The organism is Clostridium sp. AF17-21AC (assembly GCF_003461365.1).
GTDB classification, from domain to species: Bacteria; Bacillota; Clostridia; order Lachnospirales; family Lachnospiraceae; genus Coprococcus; species Coprococcus ammoniilyticus.
In genome coordinates, this window is record NZ_QTWY01000007.1 from 63,292 (window position 1) to 86,858 (window position 23,567).

Here is a 23,567-nt window from a genome sequence, read left to right on the forward strand (position 1 = left end):
TAGTAAATATAAGGTTTTATAGAACATAGAACCGACAACGGGGTTGGCAACGGGATAGACAACCAGCCGACAACCTATCAGGCATTTATCTCTCCATCCACTCCGGTGGCAATGATAACTGCTCCATCTGCTCCTTGGTTATCGGTTGAAAATCCTGACCTCTGTTGTCAGGCTTCTCCCATCCTTTCTGCCTGCGGTATGGTTCAGGAAAATGTCTTGGATTACTAAAGGCAATCCAATCACTGCAGTTATTCATAATGTCATTAATCTCACGAATTTCCCATTGTGCCGGATTTCCGTCATTTCCCAATGCCTCAGAATATAACTGCCTTGAACATACCATGCTTCCCTCGTAATGCTCCAAATAGTCAAGAATCAGCTCTTTCTTGGTATCTTCCTGCATAAACTGCTTCTGATACTCACAAAGCTCTTTTTCCATCTCTTTCGGAAGCCTCAGCTGGCATTTGCCACTCCTGTAGATTTCCATAGCCTCTGCCCACATCTGGTCGATATATTCCCTTGATGTCTTTTCATCATCGAGTATATGAGTTTCCGCCTCTTCCATATTGCAAAGAATAGGCAGAAATCTTCGGTTTCCCGACCTGTCCATAGGCAGGAAATCCAGCGAATTTGATGAACCGGCAAACACGCACTGCCTCTTGTGGTCTTTGGGATGCCTGTCGTATGGGGTCTTGTAAGTGTCTTTCTGTCTGCTCATAAAGGACTTGGTATCTTCCACATTCTTGGCATTGAGAATTGCCACCATTTCAGGGAACTCTATAATCAGATGCCCCTGTATTTTTCGGTATACATTATCATCATCCATTTTCTTCAAGTCATCCGTAAACCAGTCATCTTCCATGGCAAGGAAACGCAGAAAAGTGGATTTACCGGCTCCCTGACCACCTACCAGGCAGAGCATTACTTCAAACTTGATGCCCGGGCATGAAATTCTTGCTATCGTCCCTATCATAAAAAGCTTCATTACCTCATAGGTGTACTCACTGACCTCTGCCCCTAAGAAATGATGCAGTGCATAGCGTATCCTCTCCCTGCCATCCCATGTTATGGAATTGATGCGGTCAAGAACCGGATGGTATCTGTTTTCATTTGCCACGACCTTTATCACATCCTCAATCCGCTTTTCGTTGGATAATCCATAATGCTTTTCAAGGTAGACAACAAGGAATTTCAAATCAACATCCGTCAGGCTGTCGCTTTCACGATACCATCCCAAATCCCTTGTAATGTCGATTTTATCCGTAAACATGTTCAGACGGAATGCACCCTGCAGATTAGGGTCATTCATCAAAATCAGACGATAGTTACCGACTGTTTTCCTGACTTCTCCCTTTTCTGTGCTCTCCAGCATCGCCCTGACTTCTCCGATACTCTTCAATTCTTCCTGCAATCGACTTCACCCCCTTTCCAATGTCAGAAACAACAGAAGCTCTGTCAGGGATATCCTTTTCAAGGAGAGTATCAAGCTGATATTCCACTTTACTGATATTCTGCAGAGCTTCTACAAAGCAGGGATGCCATTCCTCATCCATGCTCTTCAGTGCATATTCTGTTTTCCATTTCCTTAACAGATGATAATAGTCTGACAGAACACAAAAACACTGCTTCTGCTCTTCATCCAGTATCTGCTCCGGTGTTTTCTTTGGTGCCATCTTTTTCGGTGGTGCCCGGTTGGTTGCGTCATAATTCAGTCCAAAGTCAGATGCAATCTTCATTGCAGCTTCCTTTGGTGCAAGCCCGAAATATTTTGCCACAAAATCTATCGCATCTCCGGTATCTCCACAGCCGAAACAATAGTATCTCTTATCAATCTTCATGCTGGGAGTCTTGTCTTTATGAAACGGACAACAAGCCAGCCCACTCCGGTTGATTTTGATGCCATACTGCATAGCCACCTGCCTTGCAGTGACATTTTCTTTCACTACTGCAAATACATTCATGCTTATCCCAATTCCTCTCCCCTTGCTTTTTTGTGCTTTCTGTCATGTGTGGGTGGTCTTACCCACGGAATACCATTTTTGCTATACATCAGGTGTCCTCCTTCATTTTTATTTGAACTTCTGGACAACTTGTCCAAAAGCTGCTTTCCTGTTCTTTATCCATAAATGCACAAAAAAGAGCATTCATGCTTTTTACACATAAATGCTCTGACGCTGTTTTATTATAAAATTGTCTTATCTGTTGTTCCCTACAAACTGGAATTTGACTAATTATTGTGTTTTAATGATTCTATAAACTACCCCCAATTGAGCAGGGTATGTTTCTTGAATCATTCCATTAAACCATATTGTAACGATATCTCCCACCTGAACATCTTCCGCTAAATTTTCTGCCGATACATAATACTCTCCATCATTCATCTGACAAAAGCCTTCAGCTGTACTCACATGCGTTACAAGAAGTTCTCCATCATCGGTAATTTTTTTTACTTTTGCATTAAAATTGATAACCTCTATTGGAATAGACGTATCATCTTTTTCAATATCTCTAAATATGATTCGTTCGTCATCAATGACTACTATGAGCTGACCTTCAGAACTCCTTTGATAATGATATCCGCTTCCGAAATTTGATTGATTATTTTCAGATGGTAACTCTGTCCCTGCCACTGTTGACACAATTTCTCCATCCATTGTTCCACAACCAGGCATTGACGCTACATATCCTGTGTCTTTATATATAACACCATCAACCATAACACATGGAGGATATGAGCCAGTATCTGCTATTTGCTCATTTTGTACTACATCATCATTTTCTTTATTTTCTGTTTCTACGGACACATTTCCAGACACAGGTTCTTTATTTTCTTGATTCGTTCCACATCCAGCCATTCCCAGCACCATACATAATACAAGCAGATAGATTACTTTTTTCATAATACATGCCTCCTTAACTTATATTTTTTAACTCTATAAACTGGAATTGTATATTAATTTTTCTTATTTAGTCTAATATGGAAATCGTTGGCTTTAGAACATTCTTCATATGTAAGATTAGTTTCATTCATTAAAAAACCAACGGCTTCCTCCTTTGTATTGTAATTAGATTTTTCTTTCATATATCTTAACAAATTGGTCATATATATTTTTCCGTACTTCTTCTGACAAACCGGCGTATTTTGTATCCAACACCTTTTTTACGGCTTCGTACTTCCTATTTTTATCTTCTATATCCGGACCACGGTCATAATTAAACCTCACATCATAAAAAATGTGTTTCATATCGTTACTTAAAGCTTGTAACACTCGAAATCCTTTCATAGAAAACTTTCCTTCTTTTATACCATTCTCCACACAGGGCTGTATCGCCCAATCCATCATAAACCAATTCTCCATTGGCATATTTACACCATATCCGGAATCTGACAAAAAGTCATTTATCTCATTCCAATTTATCTGTAACGGCAAATCGTTTTCTTTCGCAAATAAATAGTCATCACGCTGTAATTCCTGTTTTTTTCGCTTTCTTGTATTTCTTTCATAAACAATCCAGTATATTACCATTGCTGCTATAATACACACGCTAAATATCTTTGTAATCATGGTATTTCCTTTATAAATAATCAAGTATACTACGGTTACTACCGCAATACTTATGCTGAGTACCTTTATAATCAAACCATTCATTGTGTATCTCCCTATCACTAAAAATTGGAAATTAACAAGTCGACAAATTCAAATAAACGCGTGCTTTTATAGCTCGCCTCTCAAACGTGCTTCTATATCAGATGCCGTGTATAACACATCCGTTACAATTACCCTTTCGTCACGGATTGTGTAAAATACTGAATAATTATCGACGAGCATTCTACGCAACTCCATTCTCTTTTCCGGCTCAGAATCCATAATCCTAAATCGTTCCGGGAAAGTGTCTAATGTAAGTATTTCATCAGCAATGCGATTATATTGTCCCATTGCATTATCCGGAGCAAGCAAATCTATAGCAATATAATTGTATATATCTTCCATATCCTGCAAAGCTTCTTTTGTAATCTCTACCTTATAGTGCTTCATTAATGCCTCTCTCTAAATGCCACAAACGCACTAGTTGCATCCTCAACATTTCCTTTCTCTATATCGGCATATCCTTTTTCTAACTTTTGATGAATCTGTGTAACAGACATCATATCTGCATTCACTGAATTAGCCGCTTTTGGTAATACAACAGAAAAAGGAATTCCTCCTACTAATGATATTTGTTTTAAATACATATCTATAGCAGTAGCCATTGGTATCCCTAATTGTGCCAATACACTTTCTGCATTTTCTTTTACATCTGGATTTACTCTTATATTTAATGTTGCTGTTTTTCCCATAGAATACACCTCCATCTTTCTTTTATTGTAACGTCTTTTGCGTTACAAATCAATCTATGAAATATATTTTCGATGCGATAGCTTCACATTGTTTTGATTAACCATTGCATATCTGAGCGTTGTATCTATTTGCTCATGTCCCAGAATTTTCTGTACCTGTTCAATCGGCATACCTTTCTCAATTGCTCTGGTGGCCATAGTCCTTCTGAACTTATGTGGGTGTACCTTTTCTACACCTAACTTCTTCCCCATTTCTCGTAATCGTAACTCCACACCGCTTTCAGTAAGTCTACTGTATGGTTTGTTTAACGACACAAATAACGCTATATTATTATCTGTCCTTGATTCAATATAATTCAACAAATGAATTTTGGTCTTAGCATCAAAATATGCTTTCCTCTCTTTGTCTCCTTTGCCATCTGCGATGCATTTAATACTTCCGCCATGTCATTGATGATGTCATAAATTTCTCTACCCATAAGAGCACACTCCTTTTTGAAGGAGTATATCGTAGAAAAATCAGCGTATCAACAGAGCGTATTACTGGAATTTACCTTCCGCTCATATAAAATATATCAATAGCTTTACTTGCAAACTCTGCTGTGCCAACTCCTCCAACATCATCAATATTTTCCGTAAGTTCTCCTCCACCGGCATACATTCTTCCAAGACCGCATAAAATCTTATCAGAACATGTATAAAAATGATCTGTAATGTAATCCTGAAGTTTCCTTACCTGCAACTGCACCTGTTCATCTTCTGGGTCCATTTCTTTCATTTGTCCGAATTCAACAAATAATTGCATAAACTCATTTGCAACAGTAGCTTCATCATCTTTCGTCCAGTTCTTTGTTTTCTCTTCAAACTCCTTATACTCAGAGGTTTGTCCCCATTGTTCTTTTGCTCGTTTAGAATACTCATCAATCTTTGTTGTATCAAATACTTTAAAATCCATATATTTCACTCCTATTCCTTTTATTCCTCGAGCGAAACTAATAAGATTTTCAAGATGCTCTTTTTTCATAGTAAGCAATTCAATCTGCTGCTCTAATGCTTTATTCCTGTCAAAGTTAGGGGCATCAATTATCTTTTTAATCTCCTTAAGCGGAAATTCCAATTCTTTAAACAGTAAAATTTGTTGCAGCCTTTCCAAGGATGTATCGTCATACAGCCTATAACCTGACTCTGTATATTCAATAGGTTTTAAGAGACCAATGGTATCATAATACTGCAGAGTGCGTATACTCATTCCTGTTAATTTACTTACCTCATTCACTGTCATCATTGTCATTTCCTCCTCTCGATAAACATATCGTAAACTATTACGTTGCGTAGGAGTCAATAGATTTTCAAAGAAATTTTCAAAATTAACAGCTTGATAAATTCCGATTTTCTTGATTCTACAAACTGAAATTTGTTAGTGCGATTGAATATCCATTTAATACTCAATCCCTCTTCTTCTTTACACAAATAATGACCGCCATAACAATCATCGGAATCATACTGATAATACCGATATATGCCGGTCCCAGTATTGCCATATTGGAATAATCAGGTTTTACCAGATATGCAAAAATAGTAAATGCATTGGTAGCACCATGCATAAGAGATGGCAACCAGATGGTCTCTGTCTTTTCATATACATAATCAAATAATATCCCCATCATAATAGTAGCGACACAGAACACAATCGGACCAAGTACCGGTGCGCCAATATATTCTTTACCATACTCATATCCAGCCAAAATCATAATCGGCCAATGCCAAGCCCCCCAAATAGTACCACCTACAATTCGACCCTTAGTAACACCCAGCTTCTTCTTCAAATATGGATACAGCGCACCTCTCCAACCAACCTCTTCGCCTAATGCGACAAACATATTCAGAAATGGTGCAATTGTCACAGCTTGAACAGACGTAATCAGCAGATACATTGGTATCGTGATACCCTGTGCCTCGAACTGTTCCAACGCTCCCGCTTCCTCTAAAAGACCTCTTAACGTCATAAATTCAGAGTCAAATGTATCCGGGAAAATCACAAAAAACAAGACCCCTCCAAGGATACTTAATAACGCCGGCATCCAAAGGGCAAAGAATACATAACGAAGTTTCCCTTTTAAATGTGGTACCCATCCCATACCTTTTAGCGGGATTCTGGCTACCAGTACACCAAGGAACGGCATAAACATGGTAATCATCACTATAACAGTAAACACTATCTGATTTCCATTATTACTAAAAACACTTGCTATCATTTCTAAAATCCAAGCTAGTCCAAATGCGACTGCCATGTATATCACAAATTGTTTCTTACTCAAATTAATTGTTTCCATTATGCATCCACCTCTTTTCTATATACTTCCAAACTCCAGATTCTCCTCCTGCAGGTAGGGCAAGTTAGCTTTCGTGTCTTTGGCGTATGATTTCCAAAGAATGCTTCTAATTTCTTTGGCTGAAATCTGGTATGGCATTCCGGACAGAGATACTCTACCCGCTTGTACCAATAGCCAAACATAATTGCTACACAAATAGGAATCACTGCCATGGCCACAAAAAATGGCAACCAGATTCCTTTTAATATACCAATCACAAAAGTAACAATTTCGACAATTTCTAACGGAATTGCTATGATCAGCATTTTTTTGTACATTTTCTTTCGCTTTTCTTTTTCCTCCATAATCGATGATATGTCATGAATTGTTTTTTGCGACCCATCCTTGAAAGAAGCCAAAGAACTTCTTATGCCTTTAATATTTTCTAATTGTTTCGTTTTTTTCTTGACATCCGCCTGAATATTTTTTTCTTGCTCATCAAGCAAAAGTTCGATTACCTTTTTTGACTCTTCGGATTCCAATATTTCAGCAATATCTTTTATAGAGATATCCAAATCTCTTAAAAAGCAAATCGTTTCCAATGTGGCAACATCCTCTTCGGAGAACAGTCTTCGTCCCCCTTCCGTCAAATCTGTTGGCACCAAAATACCTCTTTCATCATAGTATTGAATCGTTCTTACTGAAACGTTGCACTTCTTTGCAAGCTCTCCTGTTGTGTATAATGACATATCCTGCCTCCTTTCAAGGTCCATATTAGTACATAACGTAGCGTGACAAGCAATATATCACGCTACGTTATTTTTTGATTTTTTCAAATAATCAAATTTTTATATCAAACCAGACAGCGAGAGAAATTCAAATTTGCTTATTTTAACCAAATCGGACCGACAATAAATATTCCCCAAAAGAGAACTGTAATAATGACTAAGGCTTCAGATACAGACCAGTAAATGATTTTATATTTTTTTACCGTAAGAGGATATATAAAATATATCAGTACAACTAATAGCTGTAAAATGATAAATAGTATTGTTTCCTCAACCGTTGCAGATATGAAAAAGTCAGCAGCGCCCTTTGCTACACCCTTACCTATAAGCCAGATATTGACTGCCAAAAAAGAAACGATTGAAAGAATTAGCTTTACACCAAATCTATTCATGTTATTCCCCTCCAAATTCCGATTTGTAAAACTGTAGCATTGATTATATCAAAGAATCATACTTGCAGCAATCCCCTTAAAACGAGAGGCAGGTGTGCCCTCCTGCCCCTCAAAAGGAAGGGAAGGTGAAAAATATATAGTCAACTGCTGTTTCCAGCAGCTATGAATCGTTACTTACCATAGAAGTCATGGTTTACTTCTGCTTTATAGTAATTACTACATGTTACAGGAGCATTATACAGTGTCGTGAGCATATAGCTTCGTATGTTGCGTACCTTTGTAGTATTATTCCGCAGGCATTCCAGCACATACTCCATCGTATGAAAATCTATCTTCTCCAATCTGCTCCGAACAACATCATATGGGAAATCATATTTATTGATACGGATTACTGGCTGTTTAACCGCTATGGTCTCAACCATCAGCTCCACCAATTCGTTTATGTCCATCTTCTCTGTAGGATGGCATTGAAGCAATCCGTCATAATCAATATTATCTTTGATAAATGAGCGCACTTCATCCATCCTATCCATCGTATCAGTTTTCACGCCTGTGCCTGATGGAATGATAGGATAGGTAATCTCCTCCGTATTCTCTGTAGTATTCTCTGTATTTGTCTTACAAAACTTTGTATGAGGTGGTACATCGTTTTGTGGTAGGGTGTTACAAAATTTTGCAGGAGGGTCATACGAAATTTTGTAGAGGGTGGTACAAAATTTTGTAGGAGGGTCATACAAAGTTTTGTATGAGGAGGTACAAAATTTTGTAACAGACTTATTTGCTTGGTTTTCAGCCTGTTTTTGTATTTCTTCCCCTGTGTTTTCTACATCTTCGTCATCTCCTGGTATGTTCAGATATGTACATGTGTAAAGTCTATCAACGCATAGATCAATATACATGACATTATTTAAAACCATTCCGCTATTTGTTTCTATGTTACGGAATTCACGACGGATCACACCGATTTCCTCTAGTCTGTCAAACGCTGCCTTCACACTTCTCCGTGATTCTCCAAACTGCTCGGCAAAATCATTGTAGGTTTTCTGTAGCAAATCCTCTCGAAACTTTTTTCTGTAACCAATTGTCATGCCGCTATGCTCGTCCCGTACTTCCACAGGACGATACCAATACACGATTTCCGACAACACACAGATAGCGAGAAGGTATGGCTTGCCATTTTCACGCAAAATTGTTTTATACCAATTTACCGGTGTAACATTGCCACTAATGCTCATCTCTGCCAGCGCATCCACCGACGCATTACCGGTATTTACAATATTAGTCATGCCCTCTCACCTCTTTTCTTCCATTCATCTAAGAGGTTTATTATAACCTCTGTAATCTTTTCTTCCGTATATCCTTCATCAAAGTAGTCATCCAATCTGTCTGCCTTGAACGTTACCTTTCTCGGCTTTGCTAACACCTGTTCCGGAAGCATGATGTTCCTCACTTCTTCCTGTGTAAGCATATTTTCCCGGCAGGATGCCTTTAGTCTTGCCGACTGCTCTATATTAGGGAATATATTCCTGTCGAGTATTATATCGAGTACCCACTGCTGCTGCTCCTCGTTCAGATACGAAAGATCAACACCCTGAATAAAACCAATCTTTTTCCTGTCAACAAAGTCAAGCAGTTCATCAGAGAGCTTTGCAAGTCTGATATATCGCTGAATCTTCTTTGCGTTCTCGCCGGTTTCCTCACTCATGATATCAAGGCTACTACCCTTATCTCCCTTAATGCCCTGATGTTTCATGGCATAGTAACGCATACTATACGCCCTTGCCTTTTCGCTTGGAAAGATATCTTCTCTCTGAATGTTACTGTCCACCATGACAATGGTAGCTTCTTCATCATTCAGATTGCGAATGAACATCGGCATGGTATCAAGACCGGCAAGTTCACAGGCAGCTTTTCTTGTGTGTCCGGCAATGATTTCATAACCACCCTGCGGTCGCATTCTCGCAATCCCTGGAACAAGCACGCCATACTGTCTGACACTCTCTACTATTTCCTCCAGCTTATCTTCATGAATCTGAAACGGATGATTTCTGAATGTATGCAGACTTGCTAAAGGTATTTCTCGAATTTCACCACCATTTGCATTTGCCTGTTCCAGATTTTCGTTTGTACCAAACAGATCGTCAAATGATTTCATCTTTATCTTGGAAGCACTATTGGATTTATTCATCTGCAAGCACCTCCTTTGCGAGCTTCTTATACGCCGCCGCAACTTTTCCTCTTGGGTCATGCTTGAATATACTCACACCCTCTGCGGAAGTCTCTGCCGCTCTCACAGAATGTGGGATAACCGCACCAAACACACGGACATTTTTGCCATAAATTTCTTCCACCATGGACTTGATTTCCTTTGCGTAATTGGTACGTCCAACCATCTTTGTAAAAACGATTCCCTCTATTCCAAGGTTAGGGTTCAAATATTTCTTAGTCCTGCCAAGAGTGGTAATAAGCTGCTGTAAACCCTTTACGGAAAGGTACGCTGCTTCTATCGGTATGATGACTGAATCAGCCGCAGTAAGGGCATTCATTGTCACCATGCCAAGACTGGAATTGCAGTCAATCAATATATAATCATAAAGATTTCTTACACTTGTTATGTACTCTTTCAATATGTACTCTCTCCGCATGGTATTTACCAATGTGACTTCCAGTCCGGAAAGTTCGATATTGCATGGAAGAAAAGATACTCCCTCCTCATGTACAATAACCCCTTCCCGCTTTCCATAATCTTCATCATTGATCACTTTACCCATGATTGTCGAGAGTGTCACGTCAAGCTCATCCGGCTCTGCCACGCCGAGGCTTGATGAAAGGGATCCCTGACTATCCGCATCTATAAGCAGTACTTTCTTACCTTCTCTTACCAAACCTATACCTAAGTTTACTGTTGTCGTAGTCTTTGCCACGCCACCTTTTTGATTCACGATTGCTATCACCTTACACATACCGTTGTACCTCCATTTCTATCGAATCACCATGCCACTTCCTACATAGTGGCATTGTTCATTCAACTGTTTTGCATTGATGGATTTCTTATCAGAATCCGTTTTCTTTCTCGACACTTCTGCATATACACGCTTGTATTTATCTGTCCCCACATTGTCAAAAAAAGTCGAGACATTATTCAATTCAAATCTTTTATCTCTCTGAAGCAGACGGACAAACCAGCGTATATCATTCTTTGTTCCCTGAAGTCTAATCTTTAACATCTGATCACTCCTCTTAGTTTTATCTCATGACACAAAAAGGACACCTTCCAAAAATTTCTTAATGGAAAGTGTCCTTAAAATTTTGCAAATATTTAATTTCTATGCACTAAGCGGAATATTATTGTATTTTGTTTTTGAATTTTGTCGTACTAAGTGTCGTACCATCTCCTGTAATATCTCTGCAAACCCGCATAAATCCTAGTTCTCGCTATTCAACGACTTCATTGTTGGGACCCTTTTTGTGGTTCTTTCATACTCGACCAAGCTGGTGTTAATACTATTAAATTCTCCATATTCCAATTATCCCCCCTACTTCATATTTTTGCTCTACTTTGAGTCACTTTGCGGGCAAATGATGTAAAATATGATGTAAATGATGTAGGGCGATAGTAGTATATGCAAGAGCATATTCATATACAAGAAATTATAACTTCTCTTATTTACAATGTCAATCCACATCAAAGTAACGTTGCCTTATCTTTTCCTGCTTCAGAACAAGAAAAAAGAACACACAACACTCTGTATGTTCTCTTTCTGTATGTGAAGTCCAATATTATACTTTGAAATAGCTATCCAATCCTTTGAACTCTGCCGCTTTCATTTCTTTTGTAACATCAGCATAGATGTTCAGTGTAGTTGAAATATCTGAATGTCCAAGTGCATCTTGAATGACCTTTATATTTACTCCAGCTTCACACATTCTTGTTGTAAATGTATGTCTAAGCGAGTGACAGCTAAAATGAGGAAGTAACACATCAGGTTCATCACTGTGCAAAAACTGCTCATCATTGCAATCACGGATAATTCTTCGGATTGCTTTGTTGAGTGTGGCTTGGTGCTGTACCTGACCAAAACGATTGATGAAAATAAAATCTGTATATCCGTCAATCGTGACCTCGCAATGAAGTCCTAAATCTTCCTGCTTCTGTTTCTCATGTTCAAATGCTTCTTTCACAAAACCGAGCATTGGAACCTGCCTCATACTCGCCGGAGTCTTCGTTGTATTTACATTGAAATAACAGCCACTTTTACTTTCAATGTATAAGCCTGTGCAATGCTGTTTGCTGCTGCTTCATTCTGTGACCTCCAAGATGTCGAGATTGTCCCACGGTAGCCATACTGTAAAATACGACCAACGAAAAGACGGATTTCATCTCCGGAAATAACCCCGTTGGATGCAAGGTTATTAAAATAATTTTCGTCATACTTATTCATTGTCTGACCGACCTTGAGCGAAATTCCCGGCTCAATACAATAAGCAACATTGCCTGAGTATGAGCCAATAGCCTTAAGATTGGTAAAATTAGAACGTCCGGTATGCCAACCATTTTTCAAGGTCAAATTACTGTGTCCCCATACCCCATCGTAATTAGCATCGCCATCACGAGGGAAATCGACCATATAAACATCGGCTTTTTCTCCCGAAGCAGCATATGCTGTTGTCGAGCCAATGCCTGCAAAAGTGGTCACACACATAAGGGTCGCCAAGAAAAGCGACGTGACTCTTTTGAATTTTGACTTTATCATTGCGTTTCCTCCTGTAAAAATTGAAAAACACACCGTATCTCTACGATGTGCCTTTGTGGATTTTCTCTTACGACAAGATTTACCTGCCGAAAAACAAATGCGAATTTTTCGTTAATTTTTCATTTTACCATACACCTCCTGTCCGTTCATACTGTGCGATTGCCCCTTAGAGATAGACATATACTTTGAGATAGTTATATTCAAGTGAGATAGTATATATCATTTTCGGTAGGTAAAAGTATAACTAAGGGGTTAGAGTGTGAGAAAGGGGAACTGTAAAACAGGCTATCTGCTGTCACGCTCTGCACGATTACGCAAGAACTTGTTGTAATGCTCCAATGCCTTGCAGACAAAATCCTCCGTCTGACTGACGGGAATATTTTTCGGGATAAGCTGTCTTACTCTGTCGCCCCTCAACACGATTTTTTCCTTTTGGTTCGGCTTTTCCTCAGACATAACAGCGTGGATTGCTTCTGTTGTAAGGTTGCCCTCGTTGAATAACTTTCGCATACGGATTGTCTGGTCGTGTGACGGGGTAGCGTCATTCAGGTCGATTTCATCAACCACATCACGCTGGCAATCTTCATCAAGATAGGAAAGTTCTACGGCAGGACGCATTTTAATACGCCCCTCGTCAACAAATTCAAGCAGTTCGGGGACAAGATTTGTCAGACGAATATAACGCTGTATTTGCGTCTTGCTGTCATTTGAATTATCAGCGATTTTCTCAACAGAGAACTTCTGCCCCACTGGGTCAGAAGTCAAATCAGAACGAAACCCCTGCCTTTTCATTGCTTCCAAACGCATTTTATAGGCAAATGCTTTTTCACTCGGCAATATCTCTGACCTCTGGAAATTACTTTCAACCATTAAAATGGTCGCTTCATCTCTGTTCAGGTCTACAATCTCACTTCTCAAGGTTTCAAATCCTGCCAGTTCACACGCTCGCTTTCGTCTGTGTCCTGAAACAAGTTCGTATCTGCCGTCCACTTTCTGCCTTACCGTTGCCGGAGTAATCACTCCTCTTTCCTTGACACTCTCCACAAGCTGCATCATATCTTCATCGTCCCTGACCTTAAACGGGTGGTCGGGAAAATCATCAATCAGCTCCAATGGAATATCTCGGATTTTTGAAAGCTGTTCTTCATCTCTCTGTGCCTGCGTGGTAAATAAATCATCGAGCTTCGTGAGAGTGAAGTCGCTCTTTCTTCCTGCCATCGGCTAACACCTCCTTTGTAAATTCAGCGTATGCCTTAGACACTGTGCTGTTTGGCTCATAAGCATAAATACTTTTGCCTTTGGAAGAAGTTTCAGCAGCTTTCACGGCAATCGGGATTTGTGTTCGATACATTCTTATCTGATTACCGAAGTTTGCCCTGAGTGCTTCCACCGTACTCTTTGCAAGGTTTGTTCGGCTATCCACCAAAGTAAGTAGCATACCATCTATCTTAATATCTGGATTGATATACTTCTTTACTTTAGAAATGGTCTGCACAAGCTGTGTCATCCCCTTTGCAGGCAAATACTGAGCCTGAACCGGAATGATAACACTGTCTGCCGCCGATAAAGCATTGAGAGTAACCATACCAAGTGAAGGCATACAGTCTATAATTACATAATCATATCTGTTCTTCACTTGACTCAGATAATTCTTGAGTGTAGTTTCTCTGCTCATTGCGTTTACAAGGTTAAATTCCATTGCTGAAAGCTCAAGGTTTGCCGGAACAAGGTCAACACCTTCTTCGTGGTGCAGGATACCAACCATAGGGTCTGTCATCGTTTCATTGATTACATCTGTGAGTTTCGTTGCAAGCGTGATACCCAAGCCGTCTGTATCCTGCCAACCAAGACAAGTCGTTAAATCGCCCTGCGGGTCTGCGTCTATGAGCAATACTTTCTTGCCCTGCATTGCAAGCCCGACTCCAAGATTAACTGTTGTGGTGGTCTTTCCGACTCCGCCTTTCTGATTACATACGGAAATCGTTTTGCAGTTTGACACTTCTTTTTGCCCTCCTTTCTGAAAATTCATAGCCACCGCATTATGGCTATGTACCTGACCGACTCATTTCCTAATCGGTCATAGCAATACTTGTTCTCAACACCCCTTGCCAAGCAAAATGCTTATGGGAAGTCACTAAGGAACAGACTGCTTATCTGTATCATAGGATTCTAACCTCTGCCGGGTACTCCGCCAGCTCCGTAGAGAAGTATCATTATCATTCTGACTGTCATCGCCATATCAGGAGCAACCTGATACTCATAACCGGAGTTCTCGCTATTCTGAAATACAGAAATCACGGCGTACCTGCTAAAGTGGCTATCATCAGAAATAAAGTCTTAGTGAATGACTTATTCAATTTTCAAGCGAAAAGGCTTCCGTTTTTGCTATCCGGAATGAACCCCTTCACTCATTTGGACAAAGGGGTATGAAATGCACACCCAAAATCTCCGCTTTTCCAAAAATATTTCAAAAAAATTTTTGAAATAAAAAAGCCGCCTGCTCCGGTTAGGAAACAGACGGCAAATCAACGTTCTAAATGTATTCAATTTTCAATTTCTTTTTCTTTGCTCCAAGCACTTTGCAGAGGACATCATCTACTGCGTCTGTGTATCGTCCCTGGGCTGCTAAATTGTTCTTCAGTTCAATGAGCGATTGTATCACTCGGCTTCGTTCTTCTTCATTTAAGTATAGATGATAGGTTTTCTCTCTCATTGGCTGTCCCTCCATCTTTCAAATGTATTTTTGATTATCTCTACATCTTCCTCGGTATCGGAAGAAATAAATATATGTACGTTCTGAAAAGCTCTTTTTAAGCTGTCGGCATAATCCAGTTCAGTGCCTTTCATCGGCAGTTTAATCAGTCTTATTCCTCGTTGCTCACACATATATGCTTTCATTATTTCTATATTCTCGTCAGCACTTCCTGACTCAATAGCCAACTTTTCTGAAGGTATGTATGTTTCAAGCGGAACTCCAAGCAATCGGTCAGAACCAAGTTCTGCTTTCAAGCCTTTCTTATTAGAATAATAGCTGACAGCCAAAGCAGGAAATAGAGATAAATATTCTTGCTCACAAATTCGGCAGCCTTTATTCAATATCGTCCTTTCATTTATCTTCATACTCCATGAATGACCGTGCCTGCATTTCCACCACGCTCTCTTTGCTGAAGTTCGTGATACCTCTGTCGGCTTCAATTTATTCTGTTCATAATCCCATTCACTGAGAAGCTGACTGTCCGTTGTCGCCAAATCATTATATCCGGCAAGGACTTCTCTCTCTGCACAAACGGGGCATACCGTGCCTTTCACACGGGCATTGACAACGGATTTCCACTCATTACCGCATTTTCTGCACTTCCACCAGACGTTTTTCCTCGACTTTGCATTTACTTCATCAGGTTTCAAAGGCAAGTTCTTCTCCGACCACTCCGAAGCAATTTCAGGGTGTGTTGTCTGCAAATCGTTAAACCCTTTCGAGAATATGTACCCACTGCAATACGGGCATTTACTCCCACCGGAACGGGTAGAAATAAGGGTGTTCCACTCTCTGCCGCAATCCTTACACTTCCACCACGCCTTACGATTGGCAAAGACCGTAACCTGAGTTGGAAGTAACGGATAATTTCTGTCCGACCACTCGGCAGCTATATCCGGCAGAAGCGTTGCAAGGTCATTAAATCCTGCCAACACTTTATTATGAGAGCAATACGGGCAACCCGTTTTATTTATTGTCCTGCTCTTAACGACAGCTTCCCACTCGTGACCTTTTTTACATCTCCATATCACTTTCTTATGAGAACCAATAGAAACCTCTATCGGTTTTATCTTATTCTTTTTCGACCACTGCTTTACCAATAGTGGCTCTAATGTCGCCAAATCGTTAATACCTGCAATCACTCTCGCACCGGAACATATCGGACATTTCTCTCCATTAGAACGAGCCTTAACGCTTGTCTGCCATACATGACCGCAAGCACCTCTCCACCATACTTTTCTATTTGAACCGAAAGTAATGTCATCAGGCGTAAGCGTTAAATTCTTTTCCGACCACTCCGAAACAAGCTCTGGGTGTACTTCTGCTAAACTGTTATTCATAGCCAAACCTCAACCTCCTTGTGCTTAGAGTATATGAAGTTTTGGCTTTATCTTGTAGTTTGCGAATATCCGTATAAATAGAAAAAGCCCTTTGAGAAAGGGATTTCTCCTCTCTCAAAGGGCAAGTTGGCAAACTTGAATTTCTATTTGTGTTGCCATGTCATTACATAATCTTTTTCTCCGGTAGCCTCATCTAAGCCACTATGCTGAATCTCAAATCCTTCTCTCTTATAAAAAGATATTGCCCGTGCGTTCTTTTGGTATACGTTCAAGTGCAACTTATTCCTTTTATCCTTTGCATAATTCAGCAGAATTTTACCTATACCCTGCGATTGCATTTCACCAGAAACAAAAATGCCCTCAACATATTCATCATTTAACCCTATAAAACCCTGTATTTCTGTATCATACTCATACACATAAACCTCTGCTAGTAACAACGCTTCTTTTACTGATTTGAAATTGCTTTTCCAGTATTCGGCGGGGATAAAATTATGTGCCTTTATATTTGTATCCAACCATATATCTGCAACTTTATTTATATCATCCATTTGAAATTCTCTAATCATAACGGTGACTCTCCATAAACTTGAATTTAAATTATAACGGTCTTTGCAAATACACCATATCTACCAACTGTATTCCACTCTCATAGATTGGGTGGTCATAATTATCTATAAAGAAATTTGATATGATATGCGAACGGACAAAACCACACTTTTCATAAAATGGTATTGTCAGTGGGCTATCGCCTGTTCCCACTTGTAGAATGGCATATTGCTCTCTGTAATTATTAACAATAAACTCAATTAAGGCTCTTGCATAACCTTTCCCTTGATATTCTGGAACTGTCGCAATGTTCTTGATTTCAAGTATGTCATTTTCTTTATCGGTTATGACACACTCACACTTGACCCCATTATCATCAAGTACATACATCTTGCCGTTATCAAGATAACGGTCAACCATATCTTCCTGCTCATCTGCTAATAGGAGCAAATCAAGATATTGTTTTTTATTTTCTTTAACTTCAATAATTTTCATCAATCGCACCTACAAGTTCCGATTTCTCAGTTTCAAAAATTAGAATTTGTATGGCTCAACTCCTTATCGACCGTCCATAGCTCGTTTATAAAGTAGACCTTCTTTTATAAGTAACAACAGAAAAGCCACTGTTACTGCATATGGTTCTCTCGCAATCGCCAGATACAAAACAGTAATAATACTAAGCCCTACAGACAAAAAAGTAATCACCTTTTTTCCCTTTTCAAATTTGAAATTGACCATTAAAATATTCACAATTCCAATAATCGTTAATGCGATAAAAAGACCCCAGTATGTCATACGAATCCAAATTTCATTATCTACATACTCAATAAGACTTACTGAATAGATATATCCATCAACCGGTTTGGAATACAATGGAAGAAAAATAAGCATCAAAGAGAGCAAATCGGTAAATCCAAATAACAAGTCACATAGACCATTGAGATTTGACTTGTTTTCTTTTTCAGCAATCAAAACCAACTGATCTCCGGATAACAGCTCATCAATGGACACAGAGAAATATCTGGATATTTCCTTTAATGAATCTATGCTCGGATATCCTCTTCCGGATTCCCATTTTGAAATTGCAGTTCTTGAAACAAATAATGCCTCGGCTAGTTCTTCTTGTGTCAAACCTCGGCTCTTTCTTAATTCCTGAAGCTTTTCATGGAATTCCACCTCCTTCACCTCCTTTTTTATTTCACTTTTTTATTGTTAGCATAACTACTGCCTTATAAACAGTAAATAATCCGGCACTTAACAATACACCACCCACAATATCCGTAAACCAATGTACTCCGGAAATCAATCTGCCGATAACCATGAATACAGAAAAAGCGATTGCTAGAATCGTTATGATTCTTTTCAATGTAGAACATGACATTCTTCGCTGGATCTGTTCAACCAAAGTCGGCATCACGCACAATACCAGTAGAGTCGTTGAAGAAGGATAAGAAGCCTCCATAATTCCATTGATTAAAATTGGTCTGTAATTGATTGGGATGATCTCAAAAATGAAGTATGCCAGTATCACTATAACATAATAAACTCCCAGGATAATGATATCGGGATCCACTTTGAAGAGACTTCTTCTCTTTATTAACTGAACCAGTCCAATACCTGCAAAAATCAGGCATACAACTAAAGGAATCAGACCCATCCAATCGGTAATCGTATAAATTGTCATATTAACATTTGTTAAACGATGAAACCAGCAATTGAATGTTGCAAATCCAATATTCGTTGCATTCTGCCCCAGTGGCTGCACGTCTACCATCTGAATCAAAGCTGTCCATATTGCAAACGCTATAATAAATATACCTCCTAAAAATAAAACTTGTTTTCCATTCTTTTTCATCATTATACGTCCTTTCTATATTGGTTTGTCTTTTCGACGATTTCACCTTATCAAAAAGCGTAAAATGACGCAAGAATCGCTCTTTCACATGTATGACACGATTCGTATCATCCCCACAAATGCGTGATTTTCTGTATATTTTCCTGAATACCTATTCCTACAAATTTCGATTTGTATTTCTGTTTGTTTTAAAAATGGGCAACTCCGATTGGAATTGCCCACTCATTGCACTAATTATGCGATTTTTTCTTGCTTGCACCGATTTCTGCATCAAATGATGTAAGTTTGATGTAAATCGCTGTTTTTTCAGTTTTTTATCAAATGAAGTACGTCCCGTCTATTTGGTAAAACGGTACATCTTTACATCATCTTAATAGAGCTTTGCACCTGCCGGAATGTGGTCATCAACCATCAGAAGATGAAGCTTTTCTTCGCCTTCTTCTTCATGAATAGCACTGAGGAGCATACCGCAAGAGTCAATGCCCATCATAGCTCTCGGTGGAAGATTTGTGATAGCAATAAGAGTCTTTCCAACCAGTTCTTCCGGCTCATAAAAGCTATGAATACCGCTTAAAATGGTTCTGTCTGTGCCTGTTCCGTCATCAAGAGTAAACTGTAACAGTTTCTTTGACTTCGGTACTGCAACACACTCTTTAACCTTTACTGCACGGAAATCTGACTTGCTGAATGTATCAAAATCAACAAATTCCTCAAATAAAGGCTCTACCTTTACCTTAGAAAAATCAATCTTTTCAGACTCAGTTTTTACATTTTTTTCAGGTGCTTCAGAAGCTGTATTATTTACATCATTTTTCTTATTTACACCATCTAAGGACTTCATTGTTGGGAAGAGGAGCACATCACGGATTGCCTGCGAATCAGTTAACAGCATAACCAGACGGTCGATACCATAACCGATACCACCTGTAGGAGGCATACCAATCTCCAATGCATTTAAGAAATCCTCGTCTGTGTGTTCTGCTTCATCATCACCGGCTGCTGCATTTGCATCCTGTGCTGCAAAACGTTCACGCTGATCGATCGGATCGTTCAGCTCGGAATATGCATTACACATCTCCCATGTGTTAATGAACAGCTCGAAACGCTCAACCTTACTTGGATCAGAAGGTTTCTTCTTGGTCAGTGGTGAGATCTCGATTGGATGATCCATGATAAATGTAGGCTGAATCAGCTTTTCTTCACAAAACTCCTCAAAGAACAGGTTAATGATATCACCCTTCTTATGACGTTCTTCATATGCAATATTGTGTTCATCAGCCAGCTTCTTAGCTGCTGCATCATCTTCTACCTGATCGAAGTCGATTCCGGTATATTTCTTGATTGCATCATTCATGGTCAGGCGCTCAAATGGCTTACCAAAATCAATCTCGATTCCATTATAGGAAATCTTTGTGCCTCCACAAACTTTCTCAGCAAGATAACGGAACATGGACTCTGTCAGTTCCATCATACCCTCATAGTCTGTGTATGCCTGATATAATTCCATCAGCGTAAATTCCGGATTGTGTCTTGTATCAACACCCTCGTTACGGAATACTCGTCCAATCTCGTAAACTCTTTCCAGTCCACCTACAATCAGACGCTTCAGATATAATTCCAGAGAGATACGAAGCTTTACATCCTCATTTAATGCATTGTAATGTGTCTCAAATGGTCTTGCTGCCGCACCGCCTGCATTTGCAACAAGCATAGGAGTCTCAACCTCCATGAAATCACGACCTGCAAGGAAGTTACGAATCTCCTTTAATATCTGTGAACGCTTGATAAATACTGCCTTGCTCTCCTGATTCATGATAAGGTCTACATATCTCTGACGATATCTGACATCTGTATCTGTTAAGCCATGGAACTTCTCCGGAAGGATCTGTAATGACTTGCTTAAAAGTGTCATTTCTTCTGCATGGATAGAAAGCTCTCCTGTCTTTGTACGGAAGGCCCATCCCTTTACACCATAGATATCACCGATATCGGATTTCTTGAAATCTGCATAAGCTTCTTCACCGATCTGATCTCTTGCAACATACACCTGAATGTTACCCTTCAGATCCTGAATATTACAGAAGGATGCCTTACCCATAACACGCTTGAACATCATACGTCCTGCAATGCTAACATGGATCGGTGATGCATCCATGATTGCTCTTCTCTCGTTATAATCGTTGTTCAGCACTTCCTTCTTCTGTGCATCATCCAGCCCTTCTACATCCGGTTCCTGTCTGCCTGCGAGAAGCTCTGCTTCATGTGCTGTATATGCTTCCTTTACATCTGTGCTGTGATAAGTCACATCATACTTTGTAATCTCAAATGGATCCTTGCCAGCCGCCTGTAAATCTGCCAGCTTCTCACGACGAACCTGTAACAGCTTATTTACATCCTGTGGCTTAGCCTGATTGTTCTGCTTATTCTCTGCCATCTTTGTTTAATCTCTTTCTATACTATACTATATTGATCATTCTGTTTATTAGATTGCTCTCTTGATATCTAATATTCTGTATTTGAATTCTCCGTCCGGTGCTTCTACCGTTACTTCTTCGCCAACGCGCGCACCCTTTAATGCCATACCAACCGGTGATTCATCAGAGATCTTGTTCTTCATGATATCTGCTTCTGTTGAACCAACGATGTGGAACACAACTTCCTCGTCAAATTCATAATCATATACTGTTACGGTACGACCGATACCGACAACCTCTGTATCAACCTCGTCCTCGTCAACGACTTCTACATTTTTCAGGATAGCCTCTAACTGTTCGATTCTTGCCTCGATATCACGCTGCTCGTCCTTTGCTGCATCATACTCAGCATTCTCAGATAAGTCTCCCTGCTCTCTTGCTTCCTTGATCTTGGCAGCAATCTCTCTACGTTTATTTACCTTCAGATCCTGAAGTTCTTCTTCAATTTTTTTAAGTCCTGTATAGGTAACTACCTGTTTCTTTTCAGCCATCGCCGACTACCTCCTAAACAATATCTGTGTTTTCCGTTAAGTTCTCACAAGTATCCTACATTATATTCCAGTTTCCCTGTAATGTCAAACCTGTATATAGAAAAAAGAAGCCTTAAAACTAAGACTTCTTTTCCTTAATATCAATGCAGTTGATGGGACTTGAACCCACACCCACGTAAGTGGACATGAACCTGAATCATGCGCGTATGCCAATTCCGCCACAACTGCATGAAAACGTGCTTTATCTCACGCACTCGTTTAATATAGCACGTCATCTGCTTCTTGTCAAAACAAATTTTGTAAAAACGTCAATTTTTTTATTCTGCCTCTGAAGCTGCCTCTGTTGTTGACTCTGTGCTCTCTGCTTCAGTGGAACCATCTTCCGATGCATCTTCTGAACTTGCTTCTGTTGAATCTACCTGAACAGCTGTACCCATCAGATAATCAAGAACCTTTTCCTCTGTTGCATAGAATTTCAGATCGCTCGCTGAATATTTGGAGTTGATCGTATCCTCGTCTACTTCATTATCATCCATCAGCTTCTGCTTATATGCATCAGTCTCTTTATCATTTGCGACCAGATTTTTTTCTAACGCGATCGAGCTTACAACGATCTTCTCCTGCATTACAGATTCAACTGTGCTCTGAAGATAGGAAACAAATGCAGATTCATCTGTATATCCATAGAAATACTGTAAGAATGTTGGTACGCCGATTCCATACTGGGAGGCACTGGACTCGATATTATCCATAACACTCTTGACATAGGAATCAATTTCGCCTTCCGGATACTGATTAAATGTTGTTTTCTCTTTGATTGCCTTTAATACATTTGCACGATCAGTACTGTCTGCAGTTTTGTCTGTATCCTTCTGAAGCTCATCTGTCAGATACTTGGTATAATCCTCCGTCGTTGTATATTTACCATCTGTAGCCGACTTCACAAGGTCATCTGTATATTCCGGTGTCGTCGTTATCTTGATATAATTGATCTTTATATCAAATACAGCTTCCATTCCTGCTACTGTTGTATCAGAATAATCATCCGGATATGTGATCGTGATCTTCTTCTCTGTACCAGGCTTTAATCCGATCATCTGATCATCAAGTCCCGGTGCTAATGCATCCTTGCCTATAACAACACTGGTTCCGGCTTCATCATCATTCTTATTCTTTTCCTGACCATTGATCGTTTCTACATAATTGATGTTGACATCATCACCATCTTTAATGGCACTGTCATAATCCTTTGTCTCTATATTATTATCTGTACAGAATGAATCAATCTTCTCATCGATCTTATCCTGTGTTACCTCTCTGGATGCCGGAACATATTCAACGCCATCATAATCACTTACCTCTGCACATTTTGCATACTGCTTGAATTCACTCTTTGTGCTTCCACATCCGCTAAGCACTCCCATGCCGACAACGGTTGCCAGGCAAAGGGTCATTACCTTCTTCATTTTCATAATATAATCTTTCTCCTCAAGGCTTCATCTTATTATTTTATCATCC

At 39.5% G+C, this 23,567-nt stretch carries 28 protein-coding genes, 1 tRNA gene and 1 pseudogene; all 30 read right to left on the minus strand.

What is annotated here, in order from left to right:
• Window positions 1–85 precede the first annotated feature (85 nt).
• Window positions 86–1,309, minus strand: a complete 1,224-nt coding sequence (locus DWW85_RS10820; RefSeq protein ID WP_008402223.1) for a virulence-associated E family protein — start codon at window positions 1,307–1,309, stop codon at window positions 86–88.
• A gap of 16 nt (window positions 1,310–1,325) precedes the next feature.
• Entirely contained in the window at window positions 1,326–1,961 is a 636-nt protein-coding gene (locus tag DWW85_RS10825; RefSeq protein ID WP_008402222.1) for a CHC2 zinc finger domain-containing protein, read from the minus strand.
• Window positions 1,962–2,231: 270 nt separating this feature from the next.
• Window positions 2,232–2,900 (minus strand): hypothetical protein, encoded by a 669-nt coding sequence (locus DWW85_RS10835; protein WP_117808631.1) that lies wholly within the window; start codon window positions 2,898–2,900, stop codon window positions 2,232–2,234.
• 165 nt (window positions 2,901–3,065) lie between these two features.
• The gene (locus DWW85_RS10840) at window positions 3,066–3,650 is read right to left on the minus strand and encodes a hypothetical protein (RefSeq protein WP_008402217.1); all 585 of its coding nucleotides are present in this window, start codon (window positions 3,648–3,650) and stop codon (window positions 3,066–3,068) included.
• 66 nt (window positions 3,651–3,716) lie between these two features.
• A complete protein-coding gene (locus DWW85_RS10845) occupies window positions 3,717–4,037 on the minus strand; it encodes a type II toxin-antitoxin system RelE/ParE family toxin (RefSeq protein ID WP_008402216.1) in 321 nt (106 codons plus the stop codon).
• Window positions 4,037–4,339 carry a type II toxin-antitoxin system RelB/DinJ family antitoxin gene (locus tag DWW85_RS10850; RefSeq protein ID WP_173784188.1) on the minus strand — a complete coding sequence of 101 codons (303 nt, stop codon included), beginning with the start codon at window positions 4,337–4,339 and terminating at the stop codon, window positions 4,037–4,039. The genes DWW85_RS10845 and DWW85_RS10850 overlap by 1 nt, the downstream gene beginning before the upstream one ends.
• A gap of 54 nt (window positions 4,340–4,393) precedes the next feature.
• Window positions 4,394–4,771: pseudogene (locus DWW85_RS10855) on the minus strand (site-specific integrase); the annotation flags it as partial.
• 118 nt (window positions 4,772–4,889) lie between these two features.
• Window positions 4,890–5,624 carry a MerR family transcriptional regulator gene (locus DWW85_RS10860; protein ID WP_008402212.1) on the minus strand — a complete coding sequence of 245 codons (735 nt, stop codon included), beginning with the start codon at window positions 5,622–5,624 and terminating at the stop codon, window positions 4,890–4,892.
• 160 nt (window positions 5,625–5,784) lie between these two features.
• The gene (locus DWW85_RS10865) at window positions 5,785–6,672 is read right to left on the minus strand and encodes a CPBP family intramembrane glutamic endopeptidase (RefSeq protein WP_117808633.1); all 888 of its coding nucleotides are present in this window, start codon (window positions 6,670–6,672) and stop codon (window positions 5,785–5,787) included.
• On the minus strand, window positions 6,672–7,400 hold the full coding sequence (locus tag DWW85_RS10870; RefSeq protein WP_055223570.1) for a MerR family transcriptional regulator: 729 nt from the start codon (window positions 7,398–7,400) through the stop codon (window positions 6,672–6,674). Before DWW85_RS10870 ends, DWW85_RS10865 begins: the two co-directional genes overlap by 1 nt.
• A gap of 137 nt (window positions 7,401–7,537) precedes the next feature.
• Window positions 7,538–7,831, minus strand: a complete 294-nt coding sequence (locus DWW85_RS10875; RefSeq protein WP_004853536.1) for a hypothetical protein — start codon at window positions 7,829–7,831, stop codon at window positions 7,538–7,540.
• 170 nt (window positions 7,832–8,001) lie between these two features.
• On the minus strand, window positions 8,002–9,117 hold the full coding sequence (locus DWW85_RS10880; RefSeq protein ID WP_117551426.1) for a DUF6017 domain-containing protein: 1,116 nt from the start codon (window positions 9,115–9,117) through the stop codon (window positions 8,002–8,004).
• Window positions 9,114–10,019 carry a ParB/RepB/Spo0J family partition protein gene (locus tag DWW85_RS10885; protein WP_117551424.1) on the minus strand — a complete coding sequence of 302 codons (906 nt, stop codon included), beginning with the start codon at window positions 10,017–10,019 and terminating at the stop codon, window positions 9,114–9,116. The genes DWW85_RS10880 and DWW85_RS10885 overlap by 4 nt, the downstream gene beginning before the upstream one ends.
• On the minus strand, window positions 10,012–10,794 hold the full coding sequence (locus tag DWW85_RS10890; protein ID WP_008400179.1) for an AAA family ATPase: 783 nt from the start codon (window positions 10,792–10,794) through the stop codon (window positions 10,012–10,014). The genes DWW85_RS10885 and DWW85_RS10890 overlap by 8 nt, the downstream gene beginning before the upstream one ends.
• Window positions 10,795–10,812: 18 nt before the next feature.
• A complete protein-coding gene (locus DWW85_RS10895; protein ID WP_008400180.1) occupies window positions 10,813–11,058 on the minus strand; it encodes a hypothetical protein in 246 nt (81 codons plus the stop codon).
• A gap of 553 nt (window positions 11,059–11,611) precedes the next feature.
• On the minus strand, window positions 11,612–12,013 hold the full coding sequence (locus DWW85_RS10900) for a tyrosine-type recombinase/integrase (RefSeq protein WP_347470683.1): 402 nt from the start codon (window positions 12,011–12,013) through the stop codon (window positions 11,612–11,614).
• Window positions 12,014–12,063: 50 nt separating this feature from the next.
• The gene (locus tag DWW85_RS10905; protein WP_242996175.1) at window positions 12,064–12,585 is read right to left on the minus strand and encodes a hypothetical protein; all 522 of its coding nucleotides are present in this window, start codon (window positions 12,583–12,585) and stop codon (window positions 12,064–12,066) included.
• Between the two features lie 285 nt (window positions 12,586–12,870).
• The gene (locus DWW85_RS10910) at window positions 12,871–13,803 is read right to left on the minus strand and encodes a ParB/RepB/Spo0J family partition protein (RefSeq protein WP_117808635.1); all 933 of its coding nucleotides are present in this window, start codon (window positions 13,801–13,803) and stop codon (window positions 12,871–12,873) included.
• Window positions 13,760–14,584, minus strand: a complete 825-nt coding sequence (locus DWW85_RS10915) for a ParA family protein (RefSeq protein ID WP_054754259.1) — start codon at window positions 14,582–14,584, stop codon at window positions 13,760–13,762. The genes DWW85_RS10910 and DWW85_RS10915 overlap by 44 nt, the downstream gene beginning before the upstream one ends.
• 170 nt (window positions 14,585–14,754) lie before the next feature.
• Entirely contained in the window at window positions 14,755–14,883 is a 129-nt protein-coding gene (locus tag DWW85_RS13065; protein ID WP_255601781.1) for a hypothetical protein, read from the minus strand.
• 235 nt (window positions 14,884–15,118) lie between these two features.
• Entirely contained in the window at window positions 15,119–15,298 is a 180-nt protein-coding gene (locus tag DWW85_RS10920) for a hypothetical protein (protein WP_055182540.1), read from the minus strand.
• On the minus strand, window positions 15,295–16,680 hold the full coding sequence (locus DWW85_RS10925; protein ID WP_117808636.1) for a zinc-ribbon domain-containing protein: 1,386 nt from the start codon (window positions 16,678–16,680) through the stop codon (window positions 15,295–15,297). The genes DWW85_RS10920 and DWW85_RS10925 overlap by 4 nt, the downstream gene beginning before the upstream one ends.
• A 143-nt stretch (window positions 16,681–16,823) precedes the next feature.
• Window positions 16,824–17,249 carry an N-acetyltransferase gene (locus tag DWW85_RS10930; RefSeq protein ID WP_117808637.1) on the minus strand — a complete coding sequence of 142 codons (426 nt, stop codon included), beginning with the start codon at window positions 17,247–17,249 and terminating at the stop codon, window positions 16,824–16,826.
• A 31-nt stretch (window positions 17,250–17,280) separates the two neighbouring features.
• Window positions 17,281–17,724 carry a GNAT family N-acetyltransferase gene (locus DWW85_RS10935; RefSeq protein WP_034880612.1) on the minus strand — a complete coding sequence of 148 codons (444 nt, stop codon included), beginning with the start codon at window positions 17,722–17,724 and terminating at the stop codon, window positions 17,281–17,283.
• A gap of 63 nt (window positions 17,725–17,787) precedes the next feature.
• Window positions 17,788–18,405, minus strand: a complete 618-nt coding sequence (locus DWW85_RS10940) for a helix-turn-helix transcriptional regulator (RefSeq protein ID WP_072522499.1) — start codon at window positions 18,403–18,405, stop codon at window positions 17,788–17,790.
• Between the two features lie 22 nt (window positions 18,406–18,427).
• Entirely contained in the window at window positions 18,428–19,087 is a 660-nt protein-coding gene (locus DWW85_RS10945) for a phosphatase PAP2 family protein (RefSeq protein WP_013976757.1), read from the minus strand.
• A gap of 367 nt (window positions 19,088–19,454) precedes the next feature.
• Complete coding sequence (gene lysS, locus DWW85_RS10955) at window positions 19,455–21,518, minus strand: lysine--tRNA ligase (protein ID WP_117808638.1); 2,064 nt, start codon at window positions 21,516–21,518, stop codon at window positions 19,455–19,457.
• Between the two features lie 48 nt (window positions 21,519–21,566).
• Window positions 21,567–22,049, minus strand: a complete 483-nt coding sequence (gene greA, locus DWW85_RS10960) for a transcription elongation factor GreA (protein WP_117808639.1) — start codon at window positions 22,047–22,049, stop codon at window positions 21,567–21,569.
• A gap of 144 nt (window positions 22,050–22,193) precedes the next feature.
• A tRNA-Leu gene (locus DWW85_RS10965) sits at window positions 22,194–22,277 on the minus strand.
• A gap of 89 nt (window positions 22,278–22,366) precedes the next feature.
• Window positions 22,367–23,521 (minus strand): FKBP-type peptidyl-prolyl cis-trans isomerase, encoded by a 1,155-nt coding sequence (locus DWW85_RS10970; RefSeq protein WP_117808640.1) that lies wholly within the window; start codon window positions 23,519–23,521, stop codon window positions 22,367–22,369.
• Between the last annotated feature and the right edge of the window lie 46 nt (window positions 23,522–23,567).